Consider the following 25078-nt stretch of genomic DNA (forward strand, 5'->3'; position numbering starts at 1 on the left):
ATATGGTATAAGTAACTTAATTATAGGAGGAGGAGAACTTGACGATATATCGTTCACATATGCTATTATTTGTTAGTTTTTGGATCGCTGTACTTATCTCAGGAATACAGCCGAAAGATTTGTTTACGTGGTGGCTAGAGGTATTACCAGCTATTATTCTTGTATTGATTTTAGCAGCAACATATCATCGTTTTCAATTTACGACGTTTACATATGTTTGGATTTGGTTCCATATGCTTATATTACTTATTGGTGGACATTATACATACGCAGAAGTACCTCTCTTTAATTGGTTACGTGATACGTTTCATTTAGAAAGAAATTATTATGATCGCGTAGGCCATTTTGTGCAAGGGTTCGTTCCTGCTCTTTTAACACGTGAGGTTCTCATTAGAGTAGTAGAAATTCAAAAAAGGGGATGGTTATCAATCCTTGTAATTGCTGTGTGCTTAGCATTTAGTGCGCTATATGAATTACTTGAATTTTTAGTTGCCAAATTGACAGGAACAGCAGCAAATGCCTTTTTAGGTATGCAAGGAGATTTGTGGGATACACAGTGGGATATGACTTTAGCATTAATAGGTGCAATTGTAGCTCTTTTATTGTTTAGAAATGTACAAGATAGAAAGATGAAATAAGGGGATTAATATGTATTACATATTAATTATATATGTAATACATATTTCCCATATGAAGAAAAATACTATACTATAATAAATGTAACATTTGAATGTTTGATGTATTACCGGTAATATCCCTATCCCTTTTCTAAAAATGCGAACTAGATTTACCCTTTTCCGGAGAATTTATTATAGATTGTACGGAAATATTGTTCGATATCCATTATGGAACGTACATGATGGAAAAATCCCGATCTCTTAGAGGATGCCCCTAATCTTCATGTGATAATATGTACGGAAAGAAAGCATGAATGTTTTCTCCGTTTACGATCGGAAAAAGAAAGCTGACCATTTTGGTCAGCTTTCTTTTTTTTCTACAATGATGTCTTCCCTTACAATCTCTGTTTTTAATAATAATGATTTTCCAAAACGGCGCTGACATTCTTCAGTTATTTTTTGAACTGCTAATGTGTTAGAAGAAGCAGCAATAGTTACCGATGTTTGTCTCGTTCCTCGATTTTCCTCACAAAACACACAATCCACAACATACTTAGAAACTTTCACAGAATCCTTCCTTTCTGTTTTTTAGGAGTGCACTGTCTTTGAAGTTGCTGAAAGTATTCGATAGATTACAAGTTTTTTCCTCTTTTTTCGAGGGGAAATCAAGTAAAAGACAGAATAATATGTAGGGGAGGGATAGAGGATGAAGCGTTGGATTGGAGCAGCAGCAATTTGTATGAATGATAATAATGAAGTGTTAATGGTCTTACAAGGGAAACGAGAGGAAGAAAAACGTTGGTCTGTACCTTCAGGTGGGTTGGAAAAAGGAGAAACGATAGAAGAGTGTTGCATACGTGAAGTATGGGAAGAAACAGGGTATCGTGTTGAAGTTATTGAAAAAGTGCACGAAAAAATAGGTGTTACATTCAATATTCCTGTACAAGTTCACTATTATGTTGTGAAAATAGTAGGGGGAGAAAGAAAAATTCAAGATCCGGATGGATTGATTCATAGGATTGAGTGGAAACCACTCCAAGAACTTAAAAATATTCCCCTTTCATTTCCGGAAGATTATGAGTTGTTGTGTCAGTGGAGTATTTAGTGTAAATGCTAGGAAATGATTGAGGCGAGAAATATGAAAATGGATATGGAGAGATAATTAAATATTGAAGGGAATAAAAGAAAACGTATATTAGGATTCTCTTGTATACGTTTTCTTTTATTCCGTAAAAGCACGATTGGTGAGGGCTTTCCATTAGTGGGGGGGTTAAAAATATTTGTCTAATATATAATTCTTATGTTATTAATTTATTATATATATTAATAAAAAAGGGTGTTCTATATGGAATTACGGCATTTGCAATACTTTATTGTTGTAGCAGAAGAGCTTCACTTTGGAAGAGCGGCAGCTCGCTTACAGATGACGCAGCCACCGCTTAGTCAACAAATTCAACAATTAGAACAAGAAATGGGAGTTACACTATTTTCAAGAACGAAACGAAGAGTAGAGTTAACAGAAGCAGGAGAATTGTTTTTAAAGGAAGTGAAAAAAGCTTTTACGCAAATTGAGAAAGCAGTCGAAGTTGCCCAGCGAGCACAAAGAGGAGAGATTGGATCGCTGTCTATTGGTTTTGTTGGTTCAGCAATGTATGATATTTTGCCGCCAATCGTTCGAGAATATCGAAATAAATTTCCGAATGTATCCGTTGTACTGCATGAATTATCTACACCAGAACAAGTAGATGCACTTCATGATAATCGAATTGATATCGGGATGCTGCGTCCACCTATTACAAGTCAGTTATTACAATTGGAAACAATTCAACATCTTCCTTGTACACTTTGCTTACCGAAGGCGCATCCGCTTGCGAATAAACAAGCAATATATATTGAAGACTTGCAAAAAGAATCCTTTGTTTTTATTTCTCGAAATGTTTGGCCAACATTATATGATAATATTCTCTCTTTATGCCGAGGTGCAGGATTTAGTCCGCAAATTGTACAAGAGGCAACAGAGTATCAAACAGTAGTAGGACTTGTTGCCGCTGGAATTGGGATAACGGTAATACCAGTGTCTGCAAATAAATTATATCAATCAGAAGTTGTATATAAAGAAATATGTGATTCTAATTTTGTGGCAGAACTAGCAGTTGCGTATCGAAAAGCAAATATAAATCCAGAATTACAAGAGTTTTTGAAAATAGCGAAAGCAAGGAGAATGAATTTATCCTGCACTAACGGGCAGTAAGGTTGTGGAAGAACGGGAAGAAAAACTGCCCGTAAGAGCCCGATTGGTTCAACTAACCATCGGAGAAAAGGTACTCCGATGGAAGTTTCACTTTATAAAATGACGAGAAAAATGACAAAACTGTAAGATTGTACTGAAGCATGTAAGGAAGTTCAATGTTTTCTTCATTCTTTTTTTATTATAGTGAAAGAGAAGAAAGAATAAGGAGATGTCATGCTCATGAAGATACATATTTTGATAAAAATAAAAAAAGCGTGGGAGGGGAAAAGAGATGACGTTTTCTCAACTTGCGTTTAAAAATGTTAGTCGAAATATACGTGCATATGCCGCGTATTTTTTAAGCAGTGCATTTTCAGTTATGATTTTCTTTTTATATGCTTTATTTATTTATCACCCTGATATTTATGGAAGTAAGGAATTTCCAGGTGCTGTGCGGCAAGGAATGCTTGTTGCAGAATACATTATTTATTTCTTTTCTTTTTTCTTTATTTTTTACTCTGTTAGTTCATTTTTAAAGGTTAGGAATAAAGAGTTTGGTATTTTTGTTATTCATGGTATTACAAAGCGGCAATTGATTCGGATGATTTTCTTTGAAAATATGATTGTCGGGATAAGTGCTCTTATAAGCGGTATTGCTTTCGGTTTTTTATTTGGAAAGTTATTTTTTATGTTAGCAAGTACAGTGATGAACTTAAAAAGTTTGCCGTTTTATATGCCATGGCAAGCTATGAAATTAACAGCGGTTGTGTTTTTGGTATTGTTTTTCATTGTTGCTTTTATGACAAGTTTATTTGTGCAAAGCAAAAAAGTGATCGCGCTATTAAAAGGGAATAAGAAGCCAAAGCCTGAACCGAAAGCTTCTATTTTATTATCTATAGTTGCAGCAAGTTTGATCGCAATTGGATATATTTTATCTATGGCAGCAACTCCTGGTACTATCATGTTTTTATTGTTACCTGTTACAACAATTGTAATTATTGGTACCTATTTTTTATATTCACAACTTAGTGTATTTATCATAAGGTTTTTAAAACAATGGAAACATATATATTGGAAGAAAACAAATTTATTATCCTTTTCTATGTTAGCTTACCGCATGAAAGATAATGCACGTATGTTCTTTATGGTAACGATTGTGTCGACTGTTGCTTTTTGTGCCATTGGAACGTTTGCTGCTTTTTTAGAAGCGCAAAAGGATGAAACGATGAATAACATACCATTTGCTTTTAGTTTGATGACTTATAATGAACATCAAGCACAGAAAGAACAATACGAAAAAGAAATTGAAGCTACTTTTCAAAAGGAAAAAATTATCTATAAAAAGGTCAGTGCAAAGTTGAGTTTTCAAGCAATTTCTAATCAGACGCAACTAGCGGTTATTATGAGTCAGGCTGATTATAATATATTTGCAAAGCAGCTTGGTTATGAAACGGTGACATTAACAGGGAAAGAAATAGCTCGTGTTCCTTCTTTTGGACAAAGTAATTATATTGATACTTCTAAAGAAACAGATGTAACGTTACAAGAAAGCGGAACACAACTTCATGTTTCTCGTGTGTTGCAACATAATATTTTTTCCGGCGCTGTATTTCCGGGGCAAATTCTTGTTGTTTCTAATGAAATGAAACAATTGATTACAGAGGGACAGAAAACAGTAAGTTATACAGCGTATGAAGTGAAGAACTGGGAAGAAACGACGCAAGTAGCAGCGCAATTAGAGAAACAAATAAACCAAAAAGGGCAATATGAATTTTCATCACGCATTACAACTTATAATGAGATTAAACAAATGACAAGCATTATTTTATTTATCGGTTTGTTTGTCGGAGTGATATTTTATTTATCTGCTGTCAGCTTTTTATATTTTCGTTTATTTACTGATTTAGAAACGGATAAACAATATTATCAATCGCTTATGAAACTAGGTATGAGCGAAGACGAAATGAAACGAATTATGACTGTACAAATGGGAGCATTATTCTTTATTCCGATTCTCATAGCTGTTTTACATACGAGTGTAGCTTTAATGACGTTGCAAAAATTATTCATAACAGAGATTCTTCGTTCTTCACTTATTGTTATTGGGGTATTTTTATTCGTTCACACATGTTACTTTTTACTATTAAGAAAACGATACTTTTTACAACTAAAAAAGCAAATTATGTGATAAAAACAGCGATGTTACTTTGTAACATCGCTGTTTTTATCTTCAATACAATATGTATTTTTCAATCTAAGTCTAAAGGCTTAGATATAATTCCTATTGGAGTTCGATGCGAAGGCACATATCATTTTATATACTAATTTGTGGTATAGGAAGTTATACGGAGGAGTTGTTATGTCGTTATTTCAATTAGCAAGGAAAAATATACAGGTACATGCGGCAGAACGGTTACTACATTTTGTTTTTATAGCTTGTAGTGTAATTGTATATTTTCTCTTATTATCCATTCAATATAATGAAGCTGTTGTAGGAGCATTAAAGCATAAATCGTTATTTATGAAATTTTTATATTATGGATCAACAATAGCCTTCAGTTTTTCATGTCTGTTCATACTGTATGTACATGCTCGTTTTATGAAAAAACGCCAAAAAGAATTACAATCGTATCGATTAACTGGCACGAAACGAAGGCAAATAGGGCTTATACTATGCTATGAGCAACTCATGATAGGAGGAGGAGCACTAATAGTGGGGCTTCTTCACGGTATGTTATTTTTAAAGTTATTTACTGTTGTTATTCTGAGAATAACGGGTTGTCATGGGATAAGTAGTGCACCGATTACAATATATGGTCCTTTGTATACAGCTATTTTATTTCTTATTATGATTTTACTGACGATGGGACAATGTTATCGATGCGTGTATCAGTTGACTGTTATAGACTCATATAACGTGAAAGAGAAAGTATAAAGTGAAACTTCCGTCAGTGGGGGGGTACTGTCCGTTAATGCAGGATAAAATGAAAACCGGGCTTCCTAGAGAAGTCCGGTTTTTTTATGCTGCCACTTTTTTATGTGTATGCTGTCTTGTGTATCGTCCGCGCATTTTATATGCAATTTGAGGAATTGTAATGCCGACAAGGATAAGCGTAACACCAAGCCATTGTGAAGTCATTACAGCTTCTTTTAAAAGAAGTACGGACATAATTGTTGTAACTGGTAGTTCAGCAGCGCCTAAAATCGTCGCTAAACCAGAGCCAATTTTGGGAATTCCAATTGTAAATGTAATGGTGGGAATCACAATACTAAATGTCCCTAATGCTAACCCGTATTTCCATAATCCGTTTGTAAGTGCACCATTGTATATAAACGTTGGTGGGAAAGCAATCATTACTAATGTTAATGCGCCTGCCATAAGCAATACGCCGCGAGGTAATGATGGGACTTCTACTGCCACTCTTCCGCTCACGAAAATATAAAAAGCAAATGCAATTGCTGATAATAGTCCGAAGAAAATCCCCTTCATATCAACGCTTCCCGCTGATTGTTCGAGTAATCCGCTAGAAAGAAATGTTCCAGCTATTAAGAAAAGTACAGAAATCATTTTCTCTCTTGAAGGGAATGTTTTTGTTGCAACTGCTTCAATAATAATTCCGATCCAAACAAATTGAAATAGTAAAACAATAGCGATAGAAGCTGGTACAGTTTGTAATGAACCGTAATAAAAAATACCTGTTAAGCTGGCTGATGTTCCTGCGATAAACAAAACAATCATTTGCTTTAATGGTACACGATGTCTAGAGATTAATAATGTAATCGCAAGTAAAATGAACCATCCGAACAAATATTGACTTCCGATTACTTCTCCTAGCGTAAATCCTTCACTGTACGCAAATTTAACAAAGATTGCTAAAATACCGTAACTACATGCTCCTAATAAAACGAGTAATGAATAACGAAGCATCTATATCCCTCCAATCACTTCTATATGGTAATCCTGTTCAAAACGAACAAATATAGCTAGATGGAAGTATACAAAATTAAAAATGTAGGGTCAACTGAAAGAAAAGTGTGACATTTTATAGAATAATAATAAAAGTATGATGTTTATGCATAATGATGAAAAAAAGAGAATACATTACTTGAGAATATAAGGAGAATATGAATATAACTTTCATTATAAAAAAATATTTTTCGATAATAAATCAAGTGAAATATAAACGAGATAAATAGGAGGATTATGAATAAGATTTCGCTATATTCATAGTGATAATAGTATGTTCATGAATTTTTCATGGTATTCGCTGTAGATTTTGCTACAATAAATAAGAAGAGAGGAGGCGTAATATGCAAGATATTAATATCTTTTTAGCGTTTGGGGCAGGTTTTTTATCATTTATTTCTCCATGTTGTTTACCGCTCTATCCAGCATTTTTATCGTACATAACAGGGATGTCTATTTCTGATTTAAAAGAAGAGAATGCCATGCTTCGTAAACGGAGTATGTTGCATACAGCATTTTTCTTAATTGGATTTTCGATTATTTTTATTGCAATTGGTTTTGGAACAAGCTTTGTAGGGGAATTTTTTGTAGATTATCAAAATTTAATTCGCCAATTAGGAGCTATTTTTATTGTTGTTTTCGGTCTCATTATAACAGGAGTGTTTAAACCAACATTCTTAATGCAAGATCGAAAAATTACATTTAAAAGTAGACCGAGTGGTTACTTTGGTTCTACTTTAATTGGAATCGCATTTGCTGCGGGATGGACACCTTGTACAGGACCGATTTTAGTGTCGGTTATTGCACTTGCTGCGACAAATCCACAATCAGCGATGTTATATATGGTTGCTTACATACTTGGTTTTGCAATTCCATTCTTTATTTTGTCGTTCTTTATTACAAAAATGACTTGGATTAAAAAATATAGTGCATCGTTCGTTACAATTGGCGGTTATATTATGATTGCGATGGGTGTATTACTTTATTTTAATGGTCTTACAAAAATCACTATATTCTTTTCGAATTTATTTGGTGGATTTAAAGGATTTTAGTCTTTTTTATAGAAATGTTGGAAATACTAAAAGTAGAGCATATAATGAGACTATATTTTCGATATTTCCAAAACAAAGGGTGAGTACGAATGAATTTAGCTCTTTTATCAAGTATTTTTGCGATTTGTATGGCTGTCGGAGTCATGTTTATTCGTTTAAAAGCGGCAAAAAAACCAGCAACCTTGAAAAAAATTGTACTTCCACCAATCTTTATGAGTACGGGAGCAATTATGTATCTTCTCCCTGAATTTCGTTTAACAGCGCAAGAAATATTAGAAGCAATTACAGTAGGGTTAATTTTTTCTATTTTTCTTATTAAAACGTCAAAATTTGAAATACGAGGACAAGAGATTTATTTAAAACGCTCTAAAGCGTTTATCTTTATTTTAATCGGTTTACTTGTTGTTCGTATTGCATTTAAATCATATTTAAGTCAGTCACTTGATGTAGGACAATTAAGTGGAATGTTTTTCTTACTTGCGTTTGCTATGATTGTATCTTGGCGCGTTGCAATGTATCGTTCGTTTACGAAATTACAAAAAGAAATGAAAAAACAATCTGAGTTTTATAATGAAAAAGATATAAAATTAACGTAAAAAACCTCAAGAATTCTTGAGGTTTTTTATTTTGCAAATAACGATTGATAACGTGAGTAGTCAATTTGCTTTTCTTTTAATTTTTTTATTAAAAATTTATGATCCCGTTTTGGAGTTGCTAAAATATATCCTTTAATGATTAAATCTTCTGTTATTTGTGATGCTCTTTCTTCTAAAGCGAGTGCACCAATTTTACCAGCTATTTTAGAGCGAGCGACATCGCGAAATAGTTCTGGAACAGGGCTGACAAGCTCTTCTAATAAAGCTCTTTGCTCAGCTTTCCATAAATGTCTCGTTTCATCGATATAATGTTGTTCCCAATCTAAGATGGACATACCATCTTCTTTCGGTAATCGTTTTAAGAATTTTCGGAACATAAAGTATCCACCAATAGACATGAGTCCTAGTAAAATAACTGTCCATATGACAATAAACCAACTGAACCATCCCTCAAGCAACATAATTCCCCCTTTTATGCTATTAGAAACCGATTCTTTTATGTTTATTATAAGCAGTGAGATTCACAGAAAGCAAGAAAGCTTGACCTATTGGCCAAGCTTTCTTATACAAAGTATAATTGTTCAATTCGGAATGTTTCTGTATCATCTTCGAAATATTCGATGATTAGCGTGCCAACTTTGCGATTTTTATCCTCGGTTGTGAAAATAGAGTAAGAAGTAAAGCGTGCTGCTGATAAGCCGCTAATATGTGTAGGAAGGGCAATATATTCGTTGTTTTGAAAGAAAGTCATAAGCTCAATGTCTTCAAACTGCTTGCGATTTTCAACTGCTTCTCCAGTATAACGCTTTTGCAATTGTTTCAATGTTTCGTTCCATGATCGTACCTTAGTGTCGTATACCATTGTTCAAGCTCCTTACTGTATGTAGTGAAAAGAACATACGTTCCTATGTAGTATACTCCTTTTAAAAGAAAAGGAAAAGCAAAAAATAATGTAAGCTTGGTTTTTCAAGCTTACATAGCGGAAAAATACGTTCAATTTAATCTCTGTTTTTTATTATAAGACAGATAGAAAAAGGAAACAAGGAGATAAGTATCTTGCTTATAATTTTGAAAATTCCATATAATTAATGGAGAAGATTTTTTGTAGGGAGGAAAATTATGAAAACGATTGGGCTTATTGGTGGAATGAGCTGGGAATCAACTGTAGAGTATTATCGGGTTATTAACGAAGAAATAAAAAACAAATTAGGAGGGTTACATTCAGCAAAGTGCCTTTTATATAGTGTTGATTTTGAAGAAATTGAACGTTATCAATCAGAGGATAACTGGAAACAAGCAGGTGAAGTGTTGGGGGAAGCTGCATTTTCATTAGAAAAAGGTGGAGCTGATTTCATTGTTATATGCACAAATACGATGCACAAAGTTGTAGATGACGTAAAAGAAAAAATCAATATTCCTATTTTACATATTGCCGATGCTACGGCTAATCAAGTAAAAAAGAAAGGAATTAGCACGGTAGGTTTACTTGGAACAAAATATACAATGGAGCAAGAATTTTATAAATCTAGATTAAAGTCAAATGGTATGAAGGTGATAGTCCCAAATGAAAATGATAGGGAATTTGTAAATAAAGTGATTTATGAAGAATTATGCTTAGGAAAAGTGTGTCAAAAATCAAGAGATTACTACAAAGAAGTAATTAAACGTTTAGTTTGTAACGGAGCCGAAGGAATTATATTAGGCTGTACAGAAATTGGGTTATTAGTAAAACCAGAGGATTCTAGCGTTCCATTATTTGATACGGCTTTCATACATGCTGTTGAAGCTGTTAATAAATCTTTAGAAAATTGAGGGAATCCAACGAGAACTAAGGAAATGTCGTTCACAGGCTATTTTTTTTATCATATCTGGCGAGAAGACCCCACCTCAAGCGTGAAGTGCTAGGTGGGGAATGAATCGCTTTTTTTGTTTTTTTAAGTATATAAATAGAAACGTACGTTCTTGTTTGGTATACTTTATGTATACAAAACAAGAAAGGAGCGTGTCCAATGAAAAAAGCATATTTTCAATTCGTATCTATATCAGGCACATGATAGAGCATGTGACGGGCAACAATCCAATCGTAAAAATTATTGGGAAAAGGAAGTTTTATTGCGTTTCCAACTACCCATTCAATAGATTTCTTTGTATTTTTGCTATTCTTTTTCGCTTCTTGAATCATAGCGGGGGATTGATCTAACCCTGTAAGCTGACCTTGGTGACCAAGCTTTTGTAATGTTATAAGAAACTTTCCAGATGCACAGCCAATATCTAATATTTTTTCTTGTCCTGTTAATTGCAATTGAGAGATTACTATTTTATCTAAATTTACTTGTTTTTCTTCATATTTCATATGTGTATCGATTCGTACTTGTAGATAATCACTCACTGTATATTATCGTTTCACATCATTCATCTTTTGAGATTCCACTTGCGCACAAAAATTGCGAATGGCATGCGTTAACACTTCTGTTTTGTTAAGTCCTTCATATACCAAGGCTGAATCAAATCTTTCTAACAAGTCGTTACATATTCTAAAATGAATATCTTTTCTTTTGACCATTTTCTTCCTCCTCTAAGCCGTTAGAGAGAATATAGCATGCGTCAAATTTTGCTGTAAATAAATTGTGTACACAATTGTAGGTTACTTTTGTAAAAAAATGTGTGATAAATATTTTTTACTAAAATTCTTATAGTAAACCATTGACGAATTAAACGTTTTCATTTATTCTTAAATTAAGAAATATTTAAACAATTCAAAAGAAAAGAGAGAGTCACATGCTTCTTCATGGAACACAACGAATTGGTCGCATGGCGATGCTTCTTGCACTTGCGGAGGAACATGAGAGTCCGATTTTATCTCTTCCAAAAGGATGGAAATATTGTACGGGCAAAGTCGGTTCAATGAATTCGCAAAAAGTTGTTGCTGCAATGGAAACAGCTGCACGTAGTAACCATGTTATTCAAACAGACGTTTACAGAGAAACACACGCGCTTTACCATGCAATTATGGAAGCGTTGTACGGAGTAACGAGAGGACAGATTCAGTTAGCAGACGTTCTTCGTACAGTAGGGCTTCGATTTGCGATTGTGCGCGGCACACCATACGACGGTGAAAAAGAAGGCGAATGGGTTGCTGTTGCGCTATATGGTACGATAGGTGCGCCTGTGAAAGGATCAGAGCATGAGGCGATTGGATTAGGTATTAATCACATATAAAAAAACTGCCCATAGTTAATTAGTTAAGAGGGGGCCTTACTTTTTAGGACATTAGTCTGTCCTAAAAAGATAAGGTCCCCTTTTGCTTTTTTAAAAGGAGGAAAATCATGATTACATTAACTGGACATTCATTAACATTGAAGGAAATGAAGCGAATACTGTTTGAAGGAGAGCAGGTAACGGCTTGTTCAAATAGTATGCAAAAAGTTACAGAATGTAGGCAAGCTGTAGAGAAAATTGTTGAAGAAGGTAAAGTTGTTTACGGCATTACAACAGGGTTTGGAAAATTTAGTGATGTACTGATTCAAAAAGAAGACGTGAAAGCGCTTCAACATAATTTAATCCAATCTCATGCATGTGGTGTTGGCGAACCTTTCTCTGAAGAAGTGTCACGCGCTATGCTTGTGTTACGTGCAAATACAATGTTGAAAGGTATTTCTGGTGTTAGACCACTTGTTGTAAATATGCTTCTTGAACTTGTGAATCGTCAAATTCATCCCGTTGTTCCGCAGCAAGGTTCACTTGGAGCGAGCGGAGATTTAGCACCGCTTTCTCATCTTGCTCTTGCTTTATTAGGAGAAGGGGAAGTGTTTTATAAAGGCGAGCGTGTTCATACGATGATCGCTTTAACAAAAGAAGGATTAGAACCAATCACATTAGAAGCAAAAGAAGGCTTAGCGCTTATTAACGGAACACAAGCAATGACTGCTCAAGGAATTGTAGCGTATTTAGAAGCAGAAGCAATCGCTTATCAAGCGGAATTAATTGCTTCGATGACGATTGAAGGGTTGCAAGGCATTATTGATGCATTTGATGAAGATGTTCACCTTGCGCGTGGATATAAAGAGCAAGTAGAAGTTGCAAATCGTATGCGTAATGTGCTTCATGATAGCAAACTTGTTACGAAACAAGGAGAACTTCGTGTACAAGATGCATACTCACTTCGCTGCATTCCACAAGTGCACGGAGCATCTTGGCAAGTGTTGAATTATGTGAAAGAAAAGTTAGAAATTGAAATGAATGCTGCAACAGACAATCCACTTATTTTTGACGGCGGTCAAAAAGTAATTTCTGGTGGTAACTTCCACGGACAACCAATTGCGTTTGCAATGGATTTCTTAAAGGTAGGAATGGCAGAGCTAGCAAATATTTCTGAACGTCGTATTGAGAGACTTGTCAATCCGCAGTTAAACGATTTACCACCGTTTTTAAGTCCAGAACCAGGTCTTCAATCCGGTGCGATGATTATGCAATATGCAGCAGCAGCACTTGTTTCAGAAAATAAAACATTAGCTCATCCAGCGAGTGTAGATTCCATTCCATCATCAGCAAATCAAGAAGATCACGTAAGTATGGGAACAATTGCGTCACGTCATGCACATCAAATTATTCAAAATGTACGTCGCGTACTAGCAATTGAAACGATTTGTGCGATGCAAGCAGCTGAATACCGTGGTATTGAACAAATGAGCACGCAAACGAAAGCGTTCTATCACCAAGTTCGCCAAATTGTACCATCTATTACAAACGATCGTATTTTTTCAACGGATATTGAAAACACGGCTCATTGGTTAAGAACAACAAATTGGACGATGGACCGTATTAATGCAAATACAACACTATAATAAGGGAGAGATTACAATGGAAAATGTAAAACAAACAATTCGCGCGCCAAGAGGTACTGAGTTAAATGCAAAGGGTTGGGTACAAGAAGCAGCACTTCGTATGCTTATGAATAACCTTGATCCTGAAGTAGCAGAAAAACCTGAGGAGCTTGTTGTATACGGTGGTATCGGCCGTGCTGCTCGTAACTGGGATAGCTATCATGCAATTGTAGAATCTCTTAAAAATTTAGAGAGTGATGAAACATTATTAGTTCAATCTGGGAAACCGGTTGCAATTTTCAAATCTCATGAAGATGCACCTCGCGTTCTTCTAGCAAACTCAAACTTAGTACCAAAATGGGCAACTTGGGAGCATTTCCGTGAGCTTGAGAAAAAAGGCTTAATGATGTATGGCCAAATGACAGCTGGTAGCTGGATTTACATTGGTACACAAGGGATTTTACAAGGAACGTATGAAACATTTGGTGAAGCAGCACGTCAACATTTTGGTGGTTCATTAAAAGGGACATTAACAATTACTGCTGGTCTTGGTGGTATGGGCGGAGCGCAGCCGCTTGCTGTTACGATGAACGGCGGTGTTGTGATTGCAATTGATGTTGATAAACGCAGCATCGATCGCCGCATTGAAAAGAGATATTGTGATATGTATACAGAATCTCTTGAAGAAGCATTAGCTGTTGCGAAGGAATATAAAGAAAAGAAAGAGCCTATTTCCATTGGATTATTAGGTAATGCAGCTGAAATTTTACCAGAGCTTGTAAAACGCGGCATTACACCAGACTTAGTAACAGACCAAACATCTGCACATGATCCGTTAAATGGTTATGTTCCAGTTGGATATTCATTAGAAGAAGCAGCAGTGCTTCGTCAAGAAGATCCAGAGCGTTATGTCCAATTATCAAAAGAAAGCATGACAAAACACGTGCAAGCAATACTTGATATGCAAAAGAACGGTGCAATTGCGTTTGATTATGGTAACAACATTCGTCAGGTTGCATTTGATGAAGGCTTAAAAAATGCATTCGATTTCCCAGGATTTGTTCCAGCATTTATTCGTCCGCTATTCTGTGAAGGAAAAGGACCATTCCGCTGGGTAGCACTTTCTGGTGATCCAGAAGATATTTATAAAACAGATGAAGTTATTTTACGTGAATTTGCTGATAATGAGCATTTATGTAATTGGATTCGTATGGCACGTGACCAAGTTGAATTCCAAGGACTTCCATCTCGTATTTGTTGGTTAGGATACGGAGAGCGTGCGAAATTTGGCCGTATTATTAATGAAATGGTAGCGAACGGTGAATTATCTGCACCAATCGTTATCGGCCGTGATCATTTAGACTGCGGATCTGTTGCTTCGCCAAACCGTGAAACAGAAGCAATGAAAGATGGCAGTGATGCTGTAGCTGACTGGCCAATTTTAAATGCGTTAATTAACAGTGTAAACGGCGCAAGCTGGGTATCTGTTCACCACGGCGGCGGTGTTGGTATGGGATATTCTCTTCATGCAGGAATGGTTATTGTTGCGGATGGAACGGAAGCCGCAGCAAAACGAATTGAGCGCGTGTTAACTTCTGATCCTGGAATGGGTGTTGTTCGTCACGTTGATGCTGGATATGATCTTGCGGTGCAAACAGCAAAAGAAAAAGGCGTTAATATTCCGATGATGAAGTAAGGGGGAGAAACTATGCTAGACATTTTACTAACGAATATCGGTCAATTATTAACAATGGATCAAGAAGATGGATTACTACGACGGGAAGCGATGAATACGCTTCCTGTCATTGAAAACGGTGCGGTAGGTATTGAAAATGGTGTTATCACATTCGTAGGAACAATGGAAGAAGCGAAGGAATTACATGCAAAAGAAGTTGTGGATTGCGAAGGGAAAATGGTTTCACCAGGTCTTGTTGATCCACATACACACCTTGTATTTGGCGGCTCTCGTGAAAATGAAATTGCTCTCAAACTACAAGGTGTACCGTATTTAGAGATTTTAGAAAAAGGCGGCGGAATTCTTTCTACTGTAAATGCTACAAAACAAGCAACAACAGAAGAACTTGTTGAAAAGGCAAAATTCCACCTAGACCGCATGTTGTCTTTTGGTGTAACAACAATGGAAGCGAAGAGCGGTTATGGATTAGATGATGTAACAGAGTGGAAACAATTAGAGGCGGCAGCACAAGTTCAGAAGGAGCATCCAATTGATATTGTGTCAACGTTCTTAGGGGCTCATGCAGTGCCGAAAGAATATAAGGGAAAATCGAAAGAATTTTTACAGTGGATGCTTGACTTGTTACCAGAAATTAAGGAAAAGCAATTAGCAGAGTTTGTTGATATTTTCTGTGAAACAGGAGTATTCTCTGTTGGAGAATCAAAAGAATTTTTACTCAAGGCGAAAGAACTTGGTTTTGATGTGAAAATGCATGCGGACGAAATCGATCCGCTTGGCGGTGCGGAAGCGGCTGCTGAGATTGGTGCAGCATCAGCTGACCACTTAGTCGGAGCATCTGATAAAGGGATTGAGATGTTAGCAAATTCAAATACAGTTGCTGTACTGCTGCCAGGTACAACATTCTACTTGAATAAAGAAAGCTTTGCTAGAGGCCGTAAAATGATTGATGATGGTGTAGCAGTAGCTTTAGCGACTGATTTCAATCCTGGTAGCTCCCCGACAGAAAATATTCAACTCATCATGAGTATTGCGATGTTAAAGTTAAAAATGACACCAGAAGAAGTGTGGAATGCTGTAACAGTAAACTCAGCGTATGCAATTAATCGCGGTGATGTAGCTGGAAAAATCCGTGTGGGGCGTAAGGCAGACATCGTATTATGGGATGCATACAATTATGCGTATGTACCGTACCATTACGGCGTTAGTCATGTAAATACAGTATGGAAGCAAGGGAATATTGCGTATACAAGAGGTGACAAGGCGTGGAGCAAGGCCACTATTTAAAGAAGAATGCAAAGTTTATTGACCGTGAAGTAACGAAATGGAGTGATATGATTAAGAGTTGGGATGAAAGTGAAGAAATTTTTGGAGCAGCATTAATTGGTGCCCCGCTTTCAAAACCATCCATTAGTCATTCAGGAGCATGTTTTGCACCGAATACGATTCGAGCGATGTTAGATGCTTATAGTACGTATGCAATTACAGAAGAGCATGATATGAAAGATAGTGTTCTGTATGACTGCGGTGATATTACGATGCATGTCACGGATATAAAAGAAAGTCATGCTCGCATTGCGAAGACGTTAGAGAGTCTTACAAAGTTGAACCCAAAGATGGTACCGGTTGTTCTTGGCGGAGACCATTCTATTAGCTTTCCAAGTATAAGTGGTTTTGCAAGAAGCAAAGGGAAAGTTGGGATTATCCAATTTGATGCTCATCATGATTTACGTAACTTAGAAGATGGCGGACCTTCAAATGGGACACCGTTTCGTAGTTTATTAGAGAATGATGTTATTACAGGAAAGCAACTCGTGCAAATAGGGATTCGAAACTTTTCTAATGCCCGTACTTACCATGACTATGCAAAAGAACATGGAGTAACAGTATATACAATGCAACATGTTAGGGAGCGTCATATAAAAGATATTATTACAGAAAGTATTGAATTACTGCGTCGTCAAGGTGTTACATCAATTTATATTTCTGTTGATATGGACGTATTAGATCAAGCTTTTGCACCAGGGTGTCCGGCAATTGGACCGGGTGGTATGGATAGTACCACATTACTTGATGCAATGACAGTACTTGGGCAAGAACCTCTTGTGGCAGGTATGGATATCGTGGAAATCGATCCAACACTTGATTTTCGTGATATGACAAGTCGCGTGGCTGCGCAGGTAATTATGAGCTTTTTATTAGCGCGCGAAACGATGTTTGCTGCTTGCGAAAAGTGAACTTGATCCATGGATGACATAGTATATTTTTAATTCATCAATGAAACAGAAAAGCTAACAATCAATTGGCTTTTCTGTTTTTTATTTGTGAAGAGTTACATATTTCTCATGCGTTATGTCAAAAAATGATACTTTTTTTCTTTAAATTGTCGAAATATGTTTACAGTTATTAGAAAATAACGTATATTCGAAATAATTGGTTTTCTAACAAAGACATAGAATTTATATTGCGAAAACCGTTTATTTCATTTTATGGAGGTTAGGGCGTTATGGGACAAAAAAAGAAACATAAAGCGGTTGTAGCTGTGCTTACTACAGTACCTTTGTTGTTTTCAGCAACTGCATTTGCGGAAACAAATCAAACGGGACAAGCAGCACAAATAGCAAATGTAACAGAAAAGGTAAAAAAGCAGTTAGCTAATGCTTCTTCGCCGGATGTACAGCTAAATGAGAAAGCAGAAGTACGTGTTATTGTGAAACTAAAAGAGCAGTCTGTTCTTGAATATGCAAAAAAGAGTGGACTAGACTACTCAAAAATCTCTAAAAGTAAAAAAGAAGAAATTCAAAATCAAGTACAAAGTAAGCAAGAAAGTGTAAAGAAAAAGATTAAAAAAGAGGGCATTAAAATGTCCTATGAGCAAAGCTTTGACACTGTGTATAACGGTTTCAGTGGAAGTATAAAAGCAGGAGAAATTCAAAAGATACAAAGCCTTTCAGAAGTAGAAAGTGTACATATTGTAAATGAATATAAACGTCCTGAAGAAAAACCAGATATGATCACAAGTAAAGAGATGGTACAATCACAGCAAACATGGGGAGATTATGGTTATAAAGGGCAAGGTATGGTTGTAGCTGTAATTGACACAGGAACTGATTATACACATAAAGATATGAAAATATCAGATCCTTCCAAAGAGCGCTTGACGCAAGAAAAAGTAGCAAAAACAGTTGATCAAAACGATATGAAAGGAAAGTATTATACAGATAAAGTTCCATACGGATATAATTATTTTGATAATAATGAAGAAGTGCGTGATATAGGGCCTGGGGCAAGCATGCACGGTCAACACGTATCAGGAACTGTTGCGGCAAATGGTGATGAAAAGGCGGGCGGTATTAAAGGTGTTGCACCAGAGGCACAGATTTTAGCTTTAAAAGTGTTTAGTAACGATCCAAACTATGAATCTACATTTGGAGATATTTACATTAAAGCTATTGATGATGCGATCAAGTTAGGTGCAGATGTTGTGAATATGAGTTTAGGTTCATCTGCTGGATTTGTTAATGATAGTAATCCTGAATCAGAAGCTATTCAAAATGCAATTGATAATGGAATTGTAATGTCAATTTCAGCTGGTAACTCGGCATATGCAGGTGAAGGGGCTAATGTACCGTTCGCTTCAAATCCTGATTACGGTACAGTTGGTTCACCAGGTATTGCTCGTAACTCTCTACAAGTCGCTTCTATTGAAAATACTCACATTCAATTAGATGCAATGCAAGTGAAAGTAGATGGAGCAGAGCCTATTAAATTTGGTTGGAAAGCACAATCTGGTCCTAATTTCTTAGATACATTGAAAGATAAAGAAGTAGAATTAGTATATGTTGGTGACGGCGCTGAGAAAGACTATGAGGGAAAAGACGTAACAGGGAAAATTGTTGTAGCAATTCGTGATGCTGCAAATCCAAATTATACGGAAATCCAAAAGAAAGCCGAGGAAAAAGGAGCTGTTGGTATTATTGTGCGTCCACGTGTTGCTCACGGTGACTACGTGTCTATGGCATTAGATGCACCAAAAATTCCGCTTGCTTCTGTAAGCATTAAAGATGGAAACACATTAAAAGAATTGTTGAAATCAGGTAAAAAGGTATCGGTTACATTTGATGGATCTCGCGAAGAGATTGTTAATAAAGATGCTGGTACAATGTCTAGCTTCACATCGTGGGGTGTAACACCGAGTTTAGATTTTAAACCAGAAATTACAGCACCAGGAGGAAAGATTTATTCTACATTAAATAATAATCAATATGGTTTAATGAACGGTACATCTATGGCAGCACCGCATGTATCTGGGGGAGCGGCACTTGTTCTTGAACGTGTAGAGAAAGAATTTAAATTAACAGGTAATAAGAAAGTGTTACGCGCAAAAAATCTATTAATGAATACTTCTAAGCCAGTGTTAGATAAAGGTGACTATAATACTCAATTAGGTTTAGAAAATTACGTGTCTCCGCGTCGTGAAGGTGCTGGACTTATGCAGCTTCATGCTGCTGTAGAAACACCAGCTATGGTTTACGACAAAAATACTGGTGAAGCAAAAGTTACATTAAAAGAAATTGAAGGGAACACAGCAACATTTACGTTAGCTGTTGAAAACTTTAGTGACAAACCGTTAACGTATAACGTAAGCGGAAATGTCCAAACGGATTTAGTTGTAAAAGAAAAAGACGGTATTGATCATATGGCACTTGAGCCGCAAGAATTAAAAGGTGCAAAAGTAAATGCTCCAGCTGCAATCGAAGTAGAAGCTGGGAAAACGAAATCTTTTGATGTAACAATTGATTTATCGAAAGGAACAGTTCTCGATCCTTCATTATCGTCACAAGTATCACCAGAAACTGTATTCCCAAATGGATACTTTGTTGATGGATTCATTAAATTAGAAGCAGTCAACAAAGATGGGCAGCCAACATTGCATATTCCGTTTGTTGGATTTAAAGGAGACTGGAGTAAAGCACCGATTTTTGATAACAGTATATACGATGAAAAGTCATACTATGGACGCGCAGGGTTAGTAAATGAAAAGGGTGCGTACTTAGGGAAAAATGAAATTACAAAGCAGTTTAATAAAGATAAAATTGCAATTTCTCCAAATGGAGATGAATTAAATGATCATGTAACACCAGTGTTTTCTTTACTGCGCAACGCAGAGAAATTAGAAGTTGCTGTTGTAGATGAAAAAGGAAAAGTACTTAGAAAAATTCGTACAGATGAGTTATTAAGAAAGAATTATGATGGCAGTCGCCCTGAAAGAGAGTTTTATTTCTCAGATAATTATACATGGGATGGCAAAATAAATAACAAAGTAGCCCCAGATGGCACGTACTACATTCAGCTAAAAGGAACATTAAATGGAAAAGAACAAACGGTGAAATATCCAGTAATTGTTGATACGAAAGCGCCAGTCGTTACATCGTTTATTGACAACGGAGATGTCATAATTGGAGCTCAAGATAGTGGGACGGGTGTGAATTATTTACGCGTTGCTTACGTAGATAAAGATGGAAACATTGCGAAAGTATTCCCAGAAATGTTAGCTCCTGATACAACGAAGTTTACGTTGCCTGAAGATGTGCCAACAGGATTGCATGTAGCAGTTATTGCGTTTGACTATGCAAATAATGCGACTGTGTCATTTGTAAATGACAAAAAAGAAGCAAATCTTCCGGTTATTGATTTGAAATCTCCAGAAACATTGAAGTCGTGGAATACAAAGGACGTTGTCTTTGAAGGAAGCGTATCTGATGAATCCGGTATTGCTGAGTTTAAAATTGACGGAAAAGATATTCAATTAAAACCAGACGAAAAAGGAAATCTATATTCGTTTAAAACAACTTTACCATTTGAAGATGGTATACATGCTGTAGATGTGTATGCAAAAGATGGTTCTGGAAATAAATTTTCTATTCAGCGCCAATTTATCGTTGATACGAAGGCGCCAAAACTTACTGTTACACGTGCACCAAAGTATGTCGGTAAAAATGAAGAATCAACGAAAATTAGTGTTGATATTGAAGACAATTTTGATGAAGCACGTTTATATGTAAATGGCAGCGAAGAGTACGCACATCCATTTGATGAGCCGTATGAAATGAGGGCATTTAAGCATACTGTCGAAAATATTGAGGTACCATTAAAAGATAACGTAAATACATTTAAGATTGAACTTGTTGATGTTAGTGGTAATAAAACAGTAAAAGAAATTCAAATCGTAAAAGGTGCATCTGGTTGGGTTTATGATCAAGATGTATGGTATTACTACGATAATAACGGAGTAAAGAAAACAGGTTGGGTATCAACAGGAAACAAATGGTACTACTTAAATGACAGCGGAGCGATGGAAACAGGCTGGGTATCAGTAGGAGGCAAGTGGTACTACTTAAATAACAACGGAGCGATGGAAACAGGCTGGGTATCAGTAGGAGGCAAGTGGTACTACTTAAATAACAGCGGAGCAATGGAAACAGGCTGGGTATCGGTAGGAGGCAAGTGGTATCACTTAAATAACAGCGGAACAATGGAAACAGGCTGGGTATCAGTAGGAGGTAAGTGGTACTACTTAAATAACAGCGGAGCAACGGAAACAGGCTGGGTATCAGTAGGAAGTAAGTGGTATTATCTTTACAACGATGGTTCAATGGCAGCGAATACTGTTATTAATGGTTATAAACTTGGATATGACGGTGTATTAATGTAAGGAAGAAAGGAGAGGGTAACGTACCTTCTCCTTTTTATTAGGGGTAGCACCACATCGCTATCAAGCTAAGCTCATACAACGTCAATTATAGTAAAGTTTGTTTCGTTTTTCTAAAGGCTAGGTGTAGGGAATTGAAAGATTTGCATACGAAATAAACCCTAATGGGTTTCATTTTTTTGATTTAAGCCGCTTGATTATTAGACATGGTACAATTGTAAACGACATCTAATATATCAAAGACTGTTTTCTTCTCATACCTATGAGATTTTCGCCCGTTTTGCTGTAGGAGGTTAAACAGACGAAGGAGAACCTTTGATAATTCTTGGGTGTCTTTCTGTATAGCTTGGAAAAGAAGAAGAAAGTAATCTTTAATCATATACATGGCCTTATATTCACTCAGTTCTCGTTTCTTTTTTATAAGAAGTAATTGCCGCATTTGAAACATGGTAGAAGAACAGAGTAGAATGGCAATCAGTTGCCCATACAAATGGCATTCTAATCGTTCTCGTTTTATCTTTTTACAATGATGAATATGAAAGAATGATTTCCATGTTTTAAATATAATCTCGATTTGCCAACGTAAAGAGTACCAATCATGTACTTGTCCCATCGGGGTATTTGTCATATATACATTGATACCGCTAAGTCGTTTACTACGAGCAGAATACTTCATTCCTTTCTTTTTTTCTCTTACAGTTTGATCTTGTAATCGTTTTTGTTGTTGTTCTTTTGTTAGTCGATGAACAATCACACGAGTTGGGACTTTATCAGTCATTCCTACATAAGCGTTGGATATTTCACATGTTTGTCCTGGTTGAAGAGAGTTCATTACAATCTCCATATCTATGTGGATATACTCTGTACTTTTCTTAATTCTGCCATCTTGAAAATAATCAGGGTTAGGATTTTTTTGATAAATAAGTGTATTCGATTTGATACGTGAGATATAATAAGCCTTTTTATCTTGTATATGTCGAAAATCTTTCAAGTGAAAATAACCTAAATCTCGGATACATAAATTATTCGCTGTCACATTTGGGACACACAGAGAACCATAGGTTCGATCATGTTGTTTACCTGGACCTGTATGAATATGTAGGAACTGTCCACTTAATAGATCATACTCAAGCTGAATCTTCACCCCCGCTGTATGGCTGCATCCTCCTGCACCTGGATAAACAGGTGAAAATACATCGGGAAGTTGAAATGCAGTTGAATCTAGGATACGAATACGCTTGAAAATAGAAGTGTATGGAGAAGTGAGCAGCTTAGTTGAAGATAACTTTTGGTTGAGAAGTTTCGCTAACACTTGTTGTAGAAATTGCACGGCTGTGGCATTAAATCGTTGATTCAGTCCCTCAGGACTGATGAGCACTTCTGTTGATGCTTCTAAACAGCTACATAACTGAGTTAAAGAGGTTTTAGCAACACTTTGACTAATCCATACACATAAAGCTACTAAATCTTTTGCTTGGTACTTACTGGTTCGTTGTACAAAACCAACATCTCTAGCAAGATCCCGTAAGGTATTTGGAGATAAAAAACTTTGAATCTCTTGAGCAAATAGTTGTAATTCATCAGATACAGAAATAGACATACAAAAACGCCATCCCTTCCTATGATTCTACGGAAAGAATAACGTATTGTATAGAGATAATACAGTTATTTAATTATTGAAAATCCCTATGGTTACTACTAGAAAAATGAATAATAAAGTTGTTTAATTTGAGAGCTAAATCTTTAATGATGGCCCCCATCATTTCAATAATACATATTTAAAAATATCGACATTTTCACCTTGTTCATCTAGAACTGTTTCAATGCGCTCCCAACCTCTTTTTTCATAGTAAGCTGAAGCATTTTCTGTCTTTAAAAATACTTTTGAATAACCTATTTTTTTCATATGTTTTAGCAAGTCTTTGATTAAATAAAACCCTATTTTTTGACTTCGGTATGAAGGTTCAACATATAAAGATGCTAACCAAGGTTTATATTGAGGTTTTTCTTTCCAATCGTTTTCAAATATGGATACTGTTCCTACACATTGTCCATCTACATTCGCTATAAAAGTGATTGGAAATTCATCTGCATATGTTCTCTTAAAAAAATCGACAACTTCTTCATATGTTTTTTTACTGCTAGTTGGTACAACAAATTCTTTGTAAACCATTTTTGCAACATCTTCTATATGTTCTGGCCGATTTACTAATAAATCAATATCCATAAATTCCCCTCCGTTTTTAAATTCTAATTACTGTCCTTGTGTTAAATATCCGATTACCGAATATTCTATATAATCATTATAAACGATATGGAAAAAACCGACACTAAATCTCCTAGTATCGGTTTTATTTTTAAACAACTATATTATTCGTGAACACGTATTTTTTTCACTTTGGGGGGATTTCTTTTTATTTGCTACCGATAATGTTACGTTATGTTAACCGAACATGTATAGAATATACATGGTTCCTTGTTCAACGGTTAAGTTGAACAAGGAACTTTAATTTAAATAATGCTTCTTATTCCTCCATAAAGAATGCTTTCCGCTCTGTAGTAATCCAATTCTCCAAATTGTCTTGGCTACGTCTAACAAGTCGATTCACTAGCACGTCATGCCACACATAATCCTCTAATAGATAAATATGAACAGGGTCATCTGTATAAAAAGCAACACTACGCTCCTCAATTGATGGCCCATAAATCATCTCTTTAGAATCTATGGACAGAATAAACCAATGTTCTGTAGATCTGGTTTCTGTATAAGGTGTTATACGATGGATTTCTAAATTTTTAATGGGATTTTCAACATGTAGTGTAATACCTTGTACCGTGACTTTATTAGCAACTTCAACCAGTTCCTCCTTCAACATCTCATACATATCATCCCACATCGATATGACAATACGCTTTTCTGCTTTTTTTAGTAATGTCTGACAATAACTAATTATCGTCTTATAGTCCTTTAAAGTAATCACTCGATTGTCTGCTTTTTCCTCGGAAGTTTCTAGGCTTTTTAATGATTCACTTATTACTTCATAAATGGATTGCCACTCTGATTGAGCTTTCTGCAAAAAGATTTCAACAGGTAAAGGTGAATATCGAGTGGTGTCATCTATTTCTTCCTTCATGACAATTCCTTTTTCAACAAGATTACTTAATACATCATAAATACGTGCTCTTGGAATGCCTGAGTCCTTACTTACTTGGTAGGCTGTAACAGGACCTTGTTTAACAAGAGATACATAAGATTTAGCTTCATATTCGTTAAAACCTAATTTTTTGAGCTGTTGCACTATATAGTTCAATTTCTCGTCCTCCAATTGTTCTTTTCCTATATTTTCAACGTTACAGTAACCATTTACATTTAGTGAATTATTAGTTA

Annotated in this window: 21 protein-coding genes and 1 pseudogene; 14 read left to right on the top strand and 8 right to left on the bottom strand. The window is 35.8% G+C overall.

Going from position 1 to position 25078, the window contains the following annotated elements; all coding sequences use genetic code 11:
• The first annotated feature begins 59 nt into the window (after positions 1-59).
• On the top strand, positions 60-638 hold the full coding sequence (locus tag ACFQZ1_RS21135) for a DUF2238 domain-containing protein (protein WP_377884166.1): 579 nt from the start codon (positions 60-62) through the stop codon (positions 636-638).
• 339 nt (positions 639-977) lie between these two features.
• Here the strand turns inward: ACFQZ1_RS21135 and ACFQZ1_RS21140 are convergent, their stop codons facing one another.
• Entirely contained in the window at positions 978-1184 is a 207-nt protein-coding gene (locus ACFQZ1_RS21140) for a DUF3903 domain-containing protein (protein ID WP_377884116.1), read from the bottom strand.
• Between the two features lie 139 nt (positions 1185-1323).
• Here ACFQZ1_RS21140 and ACFQZ1_RS21145 point away from each other — a divergent pair, with 139 nt between their 5' ends.
• The 4 genes from ACFQZ1_RS21145 to ACFQZ1_RS21160 all read left to right on the top strand — a co-directional run bounded on the left by ACFQZ1_RS21145 (position 1324) and on the right by ACFQZ1_RS21160 (position 5782).
• The gene (locus ACFQZ1_RS21145; protein ID WP_377884117.1) at positions 1324-1722 is read left to right on the top strand and encodes an NUDIX hydrolase; all 399 of its coding nucleotides are present in this window, start codon (positions 1324-1326) and stop codon (positions 1720-1722) included.
• 240 nt (positions 1723-1962) lie between these two features.
• Positions 1963-2868, top strand: coding sequence for an acetoin biosynthesis transcriptional regulator AlsR (gene alsR, locus ACFQZ1_RS21150; RefSeq protein ID WP_377884118.1), 906 nt, complete (start codon positions 1963-1965; stop codon positions 2866-2868).
• A 271-nt stretch (positions 2869-3139) separates the two neighbouring features.
• Positions 3140-5035 carry an FtsX-like permease family protein gene (locus tag ACFQZ1_RS21155; RefSeq protein WP_377884119.1) on the top strand — a complete coding sequence of 632 codons (1896 nt, stop codon included), beginning with the start codon at positions 3140-3142 and terminating at the stop codon, positions 5033-5035.
• 171 nt (positions 5036-5206) lie between these two features.
• Positions 5207-5782: an FtsX-like permease family protein gene (locus ACFQZ1_RS21160; protein ID WP_377884120.1), complete on the top strand. Its 576-nt coding sequence runs from the start codon at positions 5207-5209 to the stop codon at positions 5780-5782.
• Between the two features lie 84 nt (positions 5783-5866).
• On the opposite strand, the gene ACFQZ1_RS21165 is transcribed toward ACFQZ1_RS21160, so the two are convergent.
• Positions 5867-6775, bottom strand: a complete 909-nt coding sequence (locus ACFQZ1_RS21165) for an EamA family transporter (RefSeq protein WP_377884121.1) — start codon at positions 6773-6775, stop codon at positions 5867-5869.
• A 383-nt stretch (positions 6776-7158) separates the two neighbouring features.
• On the opposite strand from ACFQZ1_RS21165, the gene ACFQZ1_RS21170 reads away from it, so the two are divergent.
• Both ACFQZ1_RS21170 and ACFQZ1_RS21175 read left to right on the top strand, forming a co-directional pair.
• Positions 7159-7866: a cytochrome c biogenesis CcdA family protein gene (locus ACFQZ1_RS21170; protein WP_377884122.1), complete on the top strand. Its 708-nt coding sequence runs from the start codon at positions 7159-7161 to the stop codon at positions 7864-7866.
• 89 nt (positions 7867-7955) lie between these two features.
• Complete coding sequence (locus tag ACFQZ1_RS21175; RefSeq protein WP_377884123.1) at positions 7956-8462, top strand: CcdC family protein; 507 nt, start codon at positions 7956-7958, stop codon at positions 8460-8462.
• Between the two features lie 26 nt (positions 8463-8488).
• On the opposite strand, the gene ACFQZ1_RS21180 is transcribed toward ACFQZ1_RS21175, so the two are convergent.
• Entirely contained in the window at positions 8489-8920 is a 432-nt protein-coding gene (locus tag ACFQZ1_RS21180) for a DUF2621 domain-containing protein (protein ID WP_377884167.1), read from the bottom strand.
• Positions 8921-9024: 104 nt separating this feature from the next.
• A complete protein-coding gene (locus ACFQZ1_RS21185; RefSeq protein ID WP_377884124.1) occupies positions 9025-9324 on the bottom strand; it encodes a hypothetical protein in 300 nt (99 codons plus the stop codon).
• A 257-nt stretch (positions 9325-9581) separates the two neighbouring features.
• Here ACFQZ1_RS21185 and ACFQZ1_RS21190 point away from each other — a divergent pair, with 257 nt between their 5' ends.
• Entirely contained in the window at positions 9582-10274 is a 693-nt protein-coding gene (locus ACFQZ1_RS21190; protein ID WP_377884125.1) for an aspartate/glutamate racemase family protein, read from the top strand.
• Between the two features lie 223 nt (positions 10275-10497).
• On the opposite strand, the pseudogene ACFQZ1_RS21195 reads toward ACFQZ1_RS21190, so the two are convergent.
• Positions 10498-11025, bottom strand: a pseudogene (locus ACFQZ1_RS21195) (class I SAM-dependent methyltransferase); the annotation flags it as partial.
• Between the two features lie 215 nt (positions 11026-11240).
• On the opposite strand from ACFQZ1_RS21195, the gene hutP reads away from it, so the two are divergent.
• The 6 genes from hutP to ACFQZ1_RS21225 all read left to right on the top strand — a co-directional run bounded on the left by hutP (position 11241) and on the right by ACFQZ1_RS21225 (position 21693).
• A complete protein-coding gene (hutP, locus tag ACFQZ1_RS21200) occupies positions 11241-11681 on the top strand; it encodes a histidine utilization transcription antiterminator HutP (RefSeq protein WP_336481194.1) in 441 nt (146 codons plus the stop codon).
• 107 nt (positions 11682-11788) lie between these two features.
• Positions 11789-13306 carry a histidine ammonia-lyase gene (hutH, locus tag ACFQZ1_RS21205; RefSeq protein ID WP_377884126.1) on the top strand — a complete coding sequence of 506 codons (1518 nt, stop codon included), beginning with the start codon at positions 11789-11791 and terminating at the stop codon, positions 13304-13306.
• 16 nt (positions 13307-13322) lie between these two features.
• Entirely contained in the window at positions 13323-14981 is a 1659-nt protein-coding gene (hutU, locus tag ACFQZ1_RS21210) for a urocanate hydratase (RefSeq protein WP_377884127.1), read from the top strand.
• Positions 14982-14993: 12 nt separating this feature from the next.
• Positions 14994-16265, top strand: coding sequence for an imidazolonepropionase (hutI, locus tag ACFQZ1_RS21215; protein WP_377884128.1), 1272 nt, complete (start codon positions 14994-14996; stop codon positions 16263-16265).
• Positions 16244-17215 (top strand): formimidoylglutamase, encoded by a 972-nt coding sequence (gene hutG, locus ACFQZ1_RS21220; RefSeq protein ID WP_377884129.1) that lies wholly within the window; start codon positions 16244-16246, stop codon positions 17213-17215. The genes hutI and hutG overlap by 22 nt, the downstream gene beginning before the upstream one ends.
• A gap of 269 nt (positions 17216-17484) precedes the next feature.
• A complete protein-coding gene (locus tag ACFQZ1_RS21225; RefSeq protein ID WP_377884130.1) occupies positions 17485-21693 on the top strand; it encodes a S8 family serine peptidase in 4209 nt (1402 codons plus the stop codon).
• A 181-nt stretch (positions 21694-21874) separates the two neighbouring features.
• On the opposite strand, the gene ACFQZ1_RS21230 is transcribed toward ACFQZ1_RS21225, so the two are convergent.
• From ACFQZ1_RS21230 to ACFQZ1_RS21240, 3 genes are all read right to left on the bottom strand, one after another.
• Positions 21875-23290, bottom strand: coding sequence for an IS4 family transposase (locus tag ACFQZ1_RS21230; protein WP_377884131.1), 1416 nt, complete (start codon positions 23288-23290; stop codon positions 21875-21877).
• A gap of 159 nt (positions 23291-23449) precedes the next feature.
• Positions 23450-23917 carry a GNAT family N-acetyltransferase gene (locus tag ACFQZ1_RS21235; protein ID WP_377884132.1) on the bottom strand — a complete coding sequence of 156 codons (468 nt, stop codon included), beginning with the start codon at positions 23915-23917 and terminating at the stop codon, positions 23450-23452.
• Between the two features lie 298 nt (positions 23918-24215).
• On the bottom strand, positions 24216-25001 hold the full coding sequence (locus ACFQZ1_RS21240; RefSeq protein ID WP_377884133.1) for a TrmB family transcriptional regulator: 786 nt from the start codon (positions 24999-25001) through the stop codon (positions 24216-24218).
• Positions 25002-25078 lie beyond the last annotated feature (77 nt).

This window comes from Bacillus sp. CGMCC 1.60114 (assembly GCF_042676365.1).
GTDB lineage: Bacteria > Bacillota > Bacilli > Bacillales > Bacillaceae_G > Bacillus_A > Bacillus_A rhizoplanae_A.

What these genes read in the sequence shown, in the direction of transcription:
- ACFQZ1_RS21135 (WP_377884166.1), top strand. Translation starts at nt 60, where the DNA reads ATGCTATTATTTGTTAGTTTTTGGATCGCTGTACTTATCTCAGGAATA.
- ACFQZ1_RS21145 (WP_377884117.1), top strand. Translation starts at nt 1,324, where the DNA reads ATGAAGCGTTGGATTGGAGCAGCAGCAATTTGTATGAATGATAATAAT.
- alsR (WP_377884118.1), top strand. Translation starts at nt 1,963, where the DNA reads ATGGAATTACGGCATTTGCAATACTTTATTGTTGTAGCAGAAGAGCTT.
- ACFQZ1_RS21155 (WP_377884119.1), top strand. Translation starts at nt 3,140, where the DNA reads ATGACGTTTTCTCAACTTGCGTTTAAAAATGTTAGTCGAAATATACGT.
- ACFQZ1_RS21160 (WP_377884120.1), top strand. Translation starts at nt 5,207, where the DNA reads ATGTCGTTATTTCAATTAGCAAGGAAAAATATACAGGTACATGCGGCA.
- ACFQZ1_RS21165 (WP_377884121.1), bottom strand. Translation starts at nt 6,775, where the DNA reads ATGCTTCGTTATTCATTACTCGTTTTATTAGGAGCATGTAGTTACGGT.
- ACFQZ1_RS21170 (WP_377884122.1), top strand. Translation starts at nt 7,159, where the DNA reads ATGCAAGATATTAATATCTTTTTAGCGTTTGGGGCAGGTTTTTTATCA.
- ACFQZ1_RS21175 (WP_377884123.1), top strand. Translation starts at nt 7,956, where the DNA reads ATGAATTTAGCTCTTTTATCAAGTATTTTTGCGATTTGTATGGCTGTC.
- ACFQZ1_RS21185 (WP_377884124.1), bottom strand. Translation starts at nt 9,324, where the DNA reads ATGGTATACGACACTAAGGTACGATCATGGAACGAAACATTGAAACAA.
- ACFQZ1_RS21190 (WP_377884125.1), top strand. Translation starts at nt 9,582, where the DNA reads ATGAAAACGATTGGGCTTATTGGTGGAATGAGCTGGGAATCAACTGTA.
- hutP (WP_336481194.1), top strand. Translation starts at nt 11,241, where the DNA reads ATGCTTCTTCATGGAACACAACGAATTGGTCGCATGGCGATGCTTCTT.
- hutH (WP_377884126.1), top strand. Translation starts at nt 11,789, where the DNA reads ATGATTACATTAACTGGACATTCATTAACATTGAAGGAAATGAAGCGA.
- hutU (WP_377884127.1), top strand. Translation starts at nt 13,323, where the DNA reads ATGGAAAATGTAAAACAAACAATTCGCGCGCCAAGAGGTACTGAGTTA.
- hutI (WP_377884128.1), top strand. Translation starts at nt 14,994, where the DNA reads ATGCTAGACATTTTACTAACGAATATCGGTCAATTATTAACAATGGAT.
- ACFQZ1_RS21225 (WP_377884130.1), top strand. Translation starts at nt 17,485, where the DNA reads ATGGGACAAAAAAAGAAACATAAAGCGGTTGTAGCTGTGCTTACTACA.
- ACFQZ1_RS21230 (WP_377884131.1), bottom strand. Translation starts at nt 23,290, where the DNA reads ATGTCTATTTCTGTATCTGATGAATTACAACTATTTGCTCAAGAGATT.
- ACFQZ1_RS21235 (WP_377884132.1), bottom strand. Translation starts at nt 23,917, where the DNA reads ATGGATATTGATTTATTAGTAAATCGGCCAGAACATATAGAAGATGTT.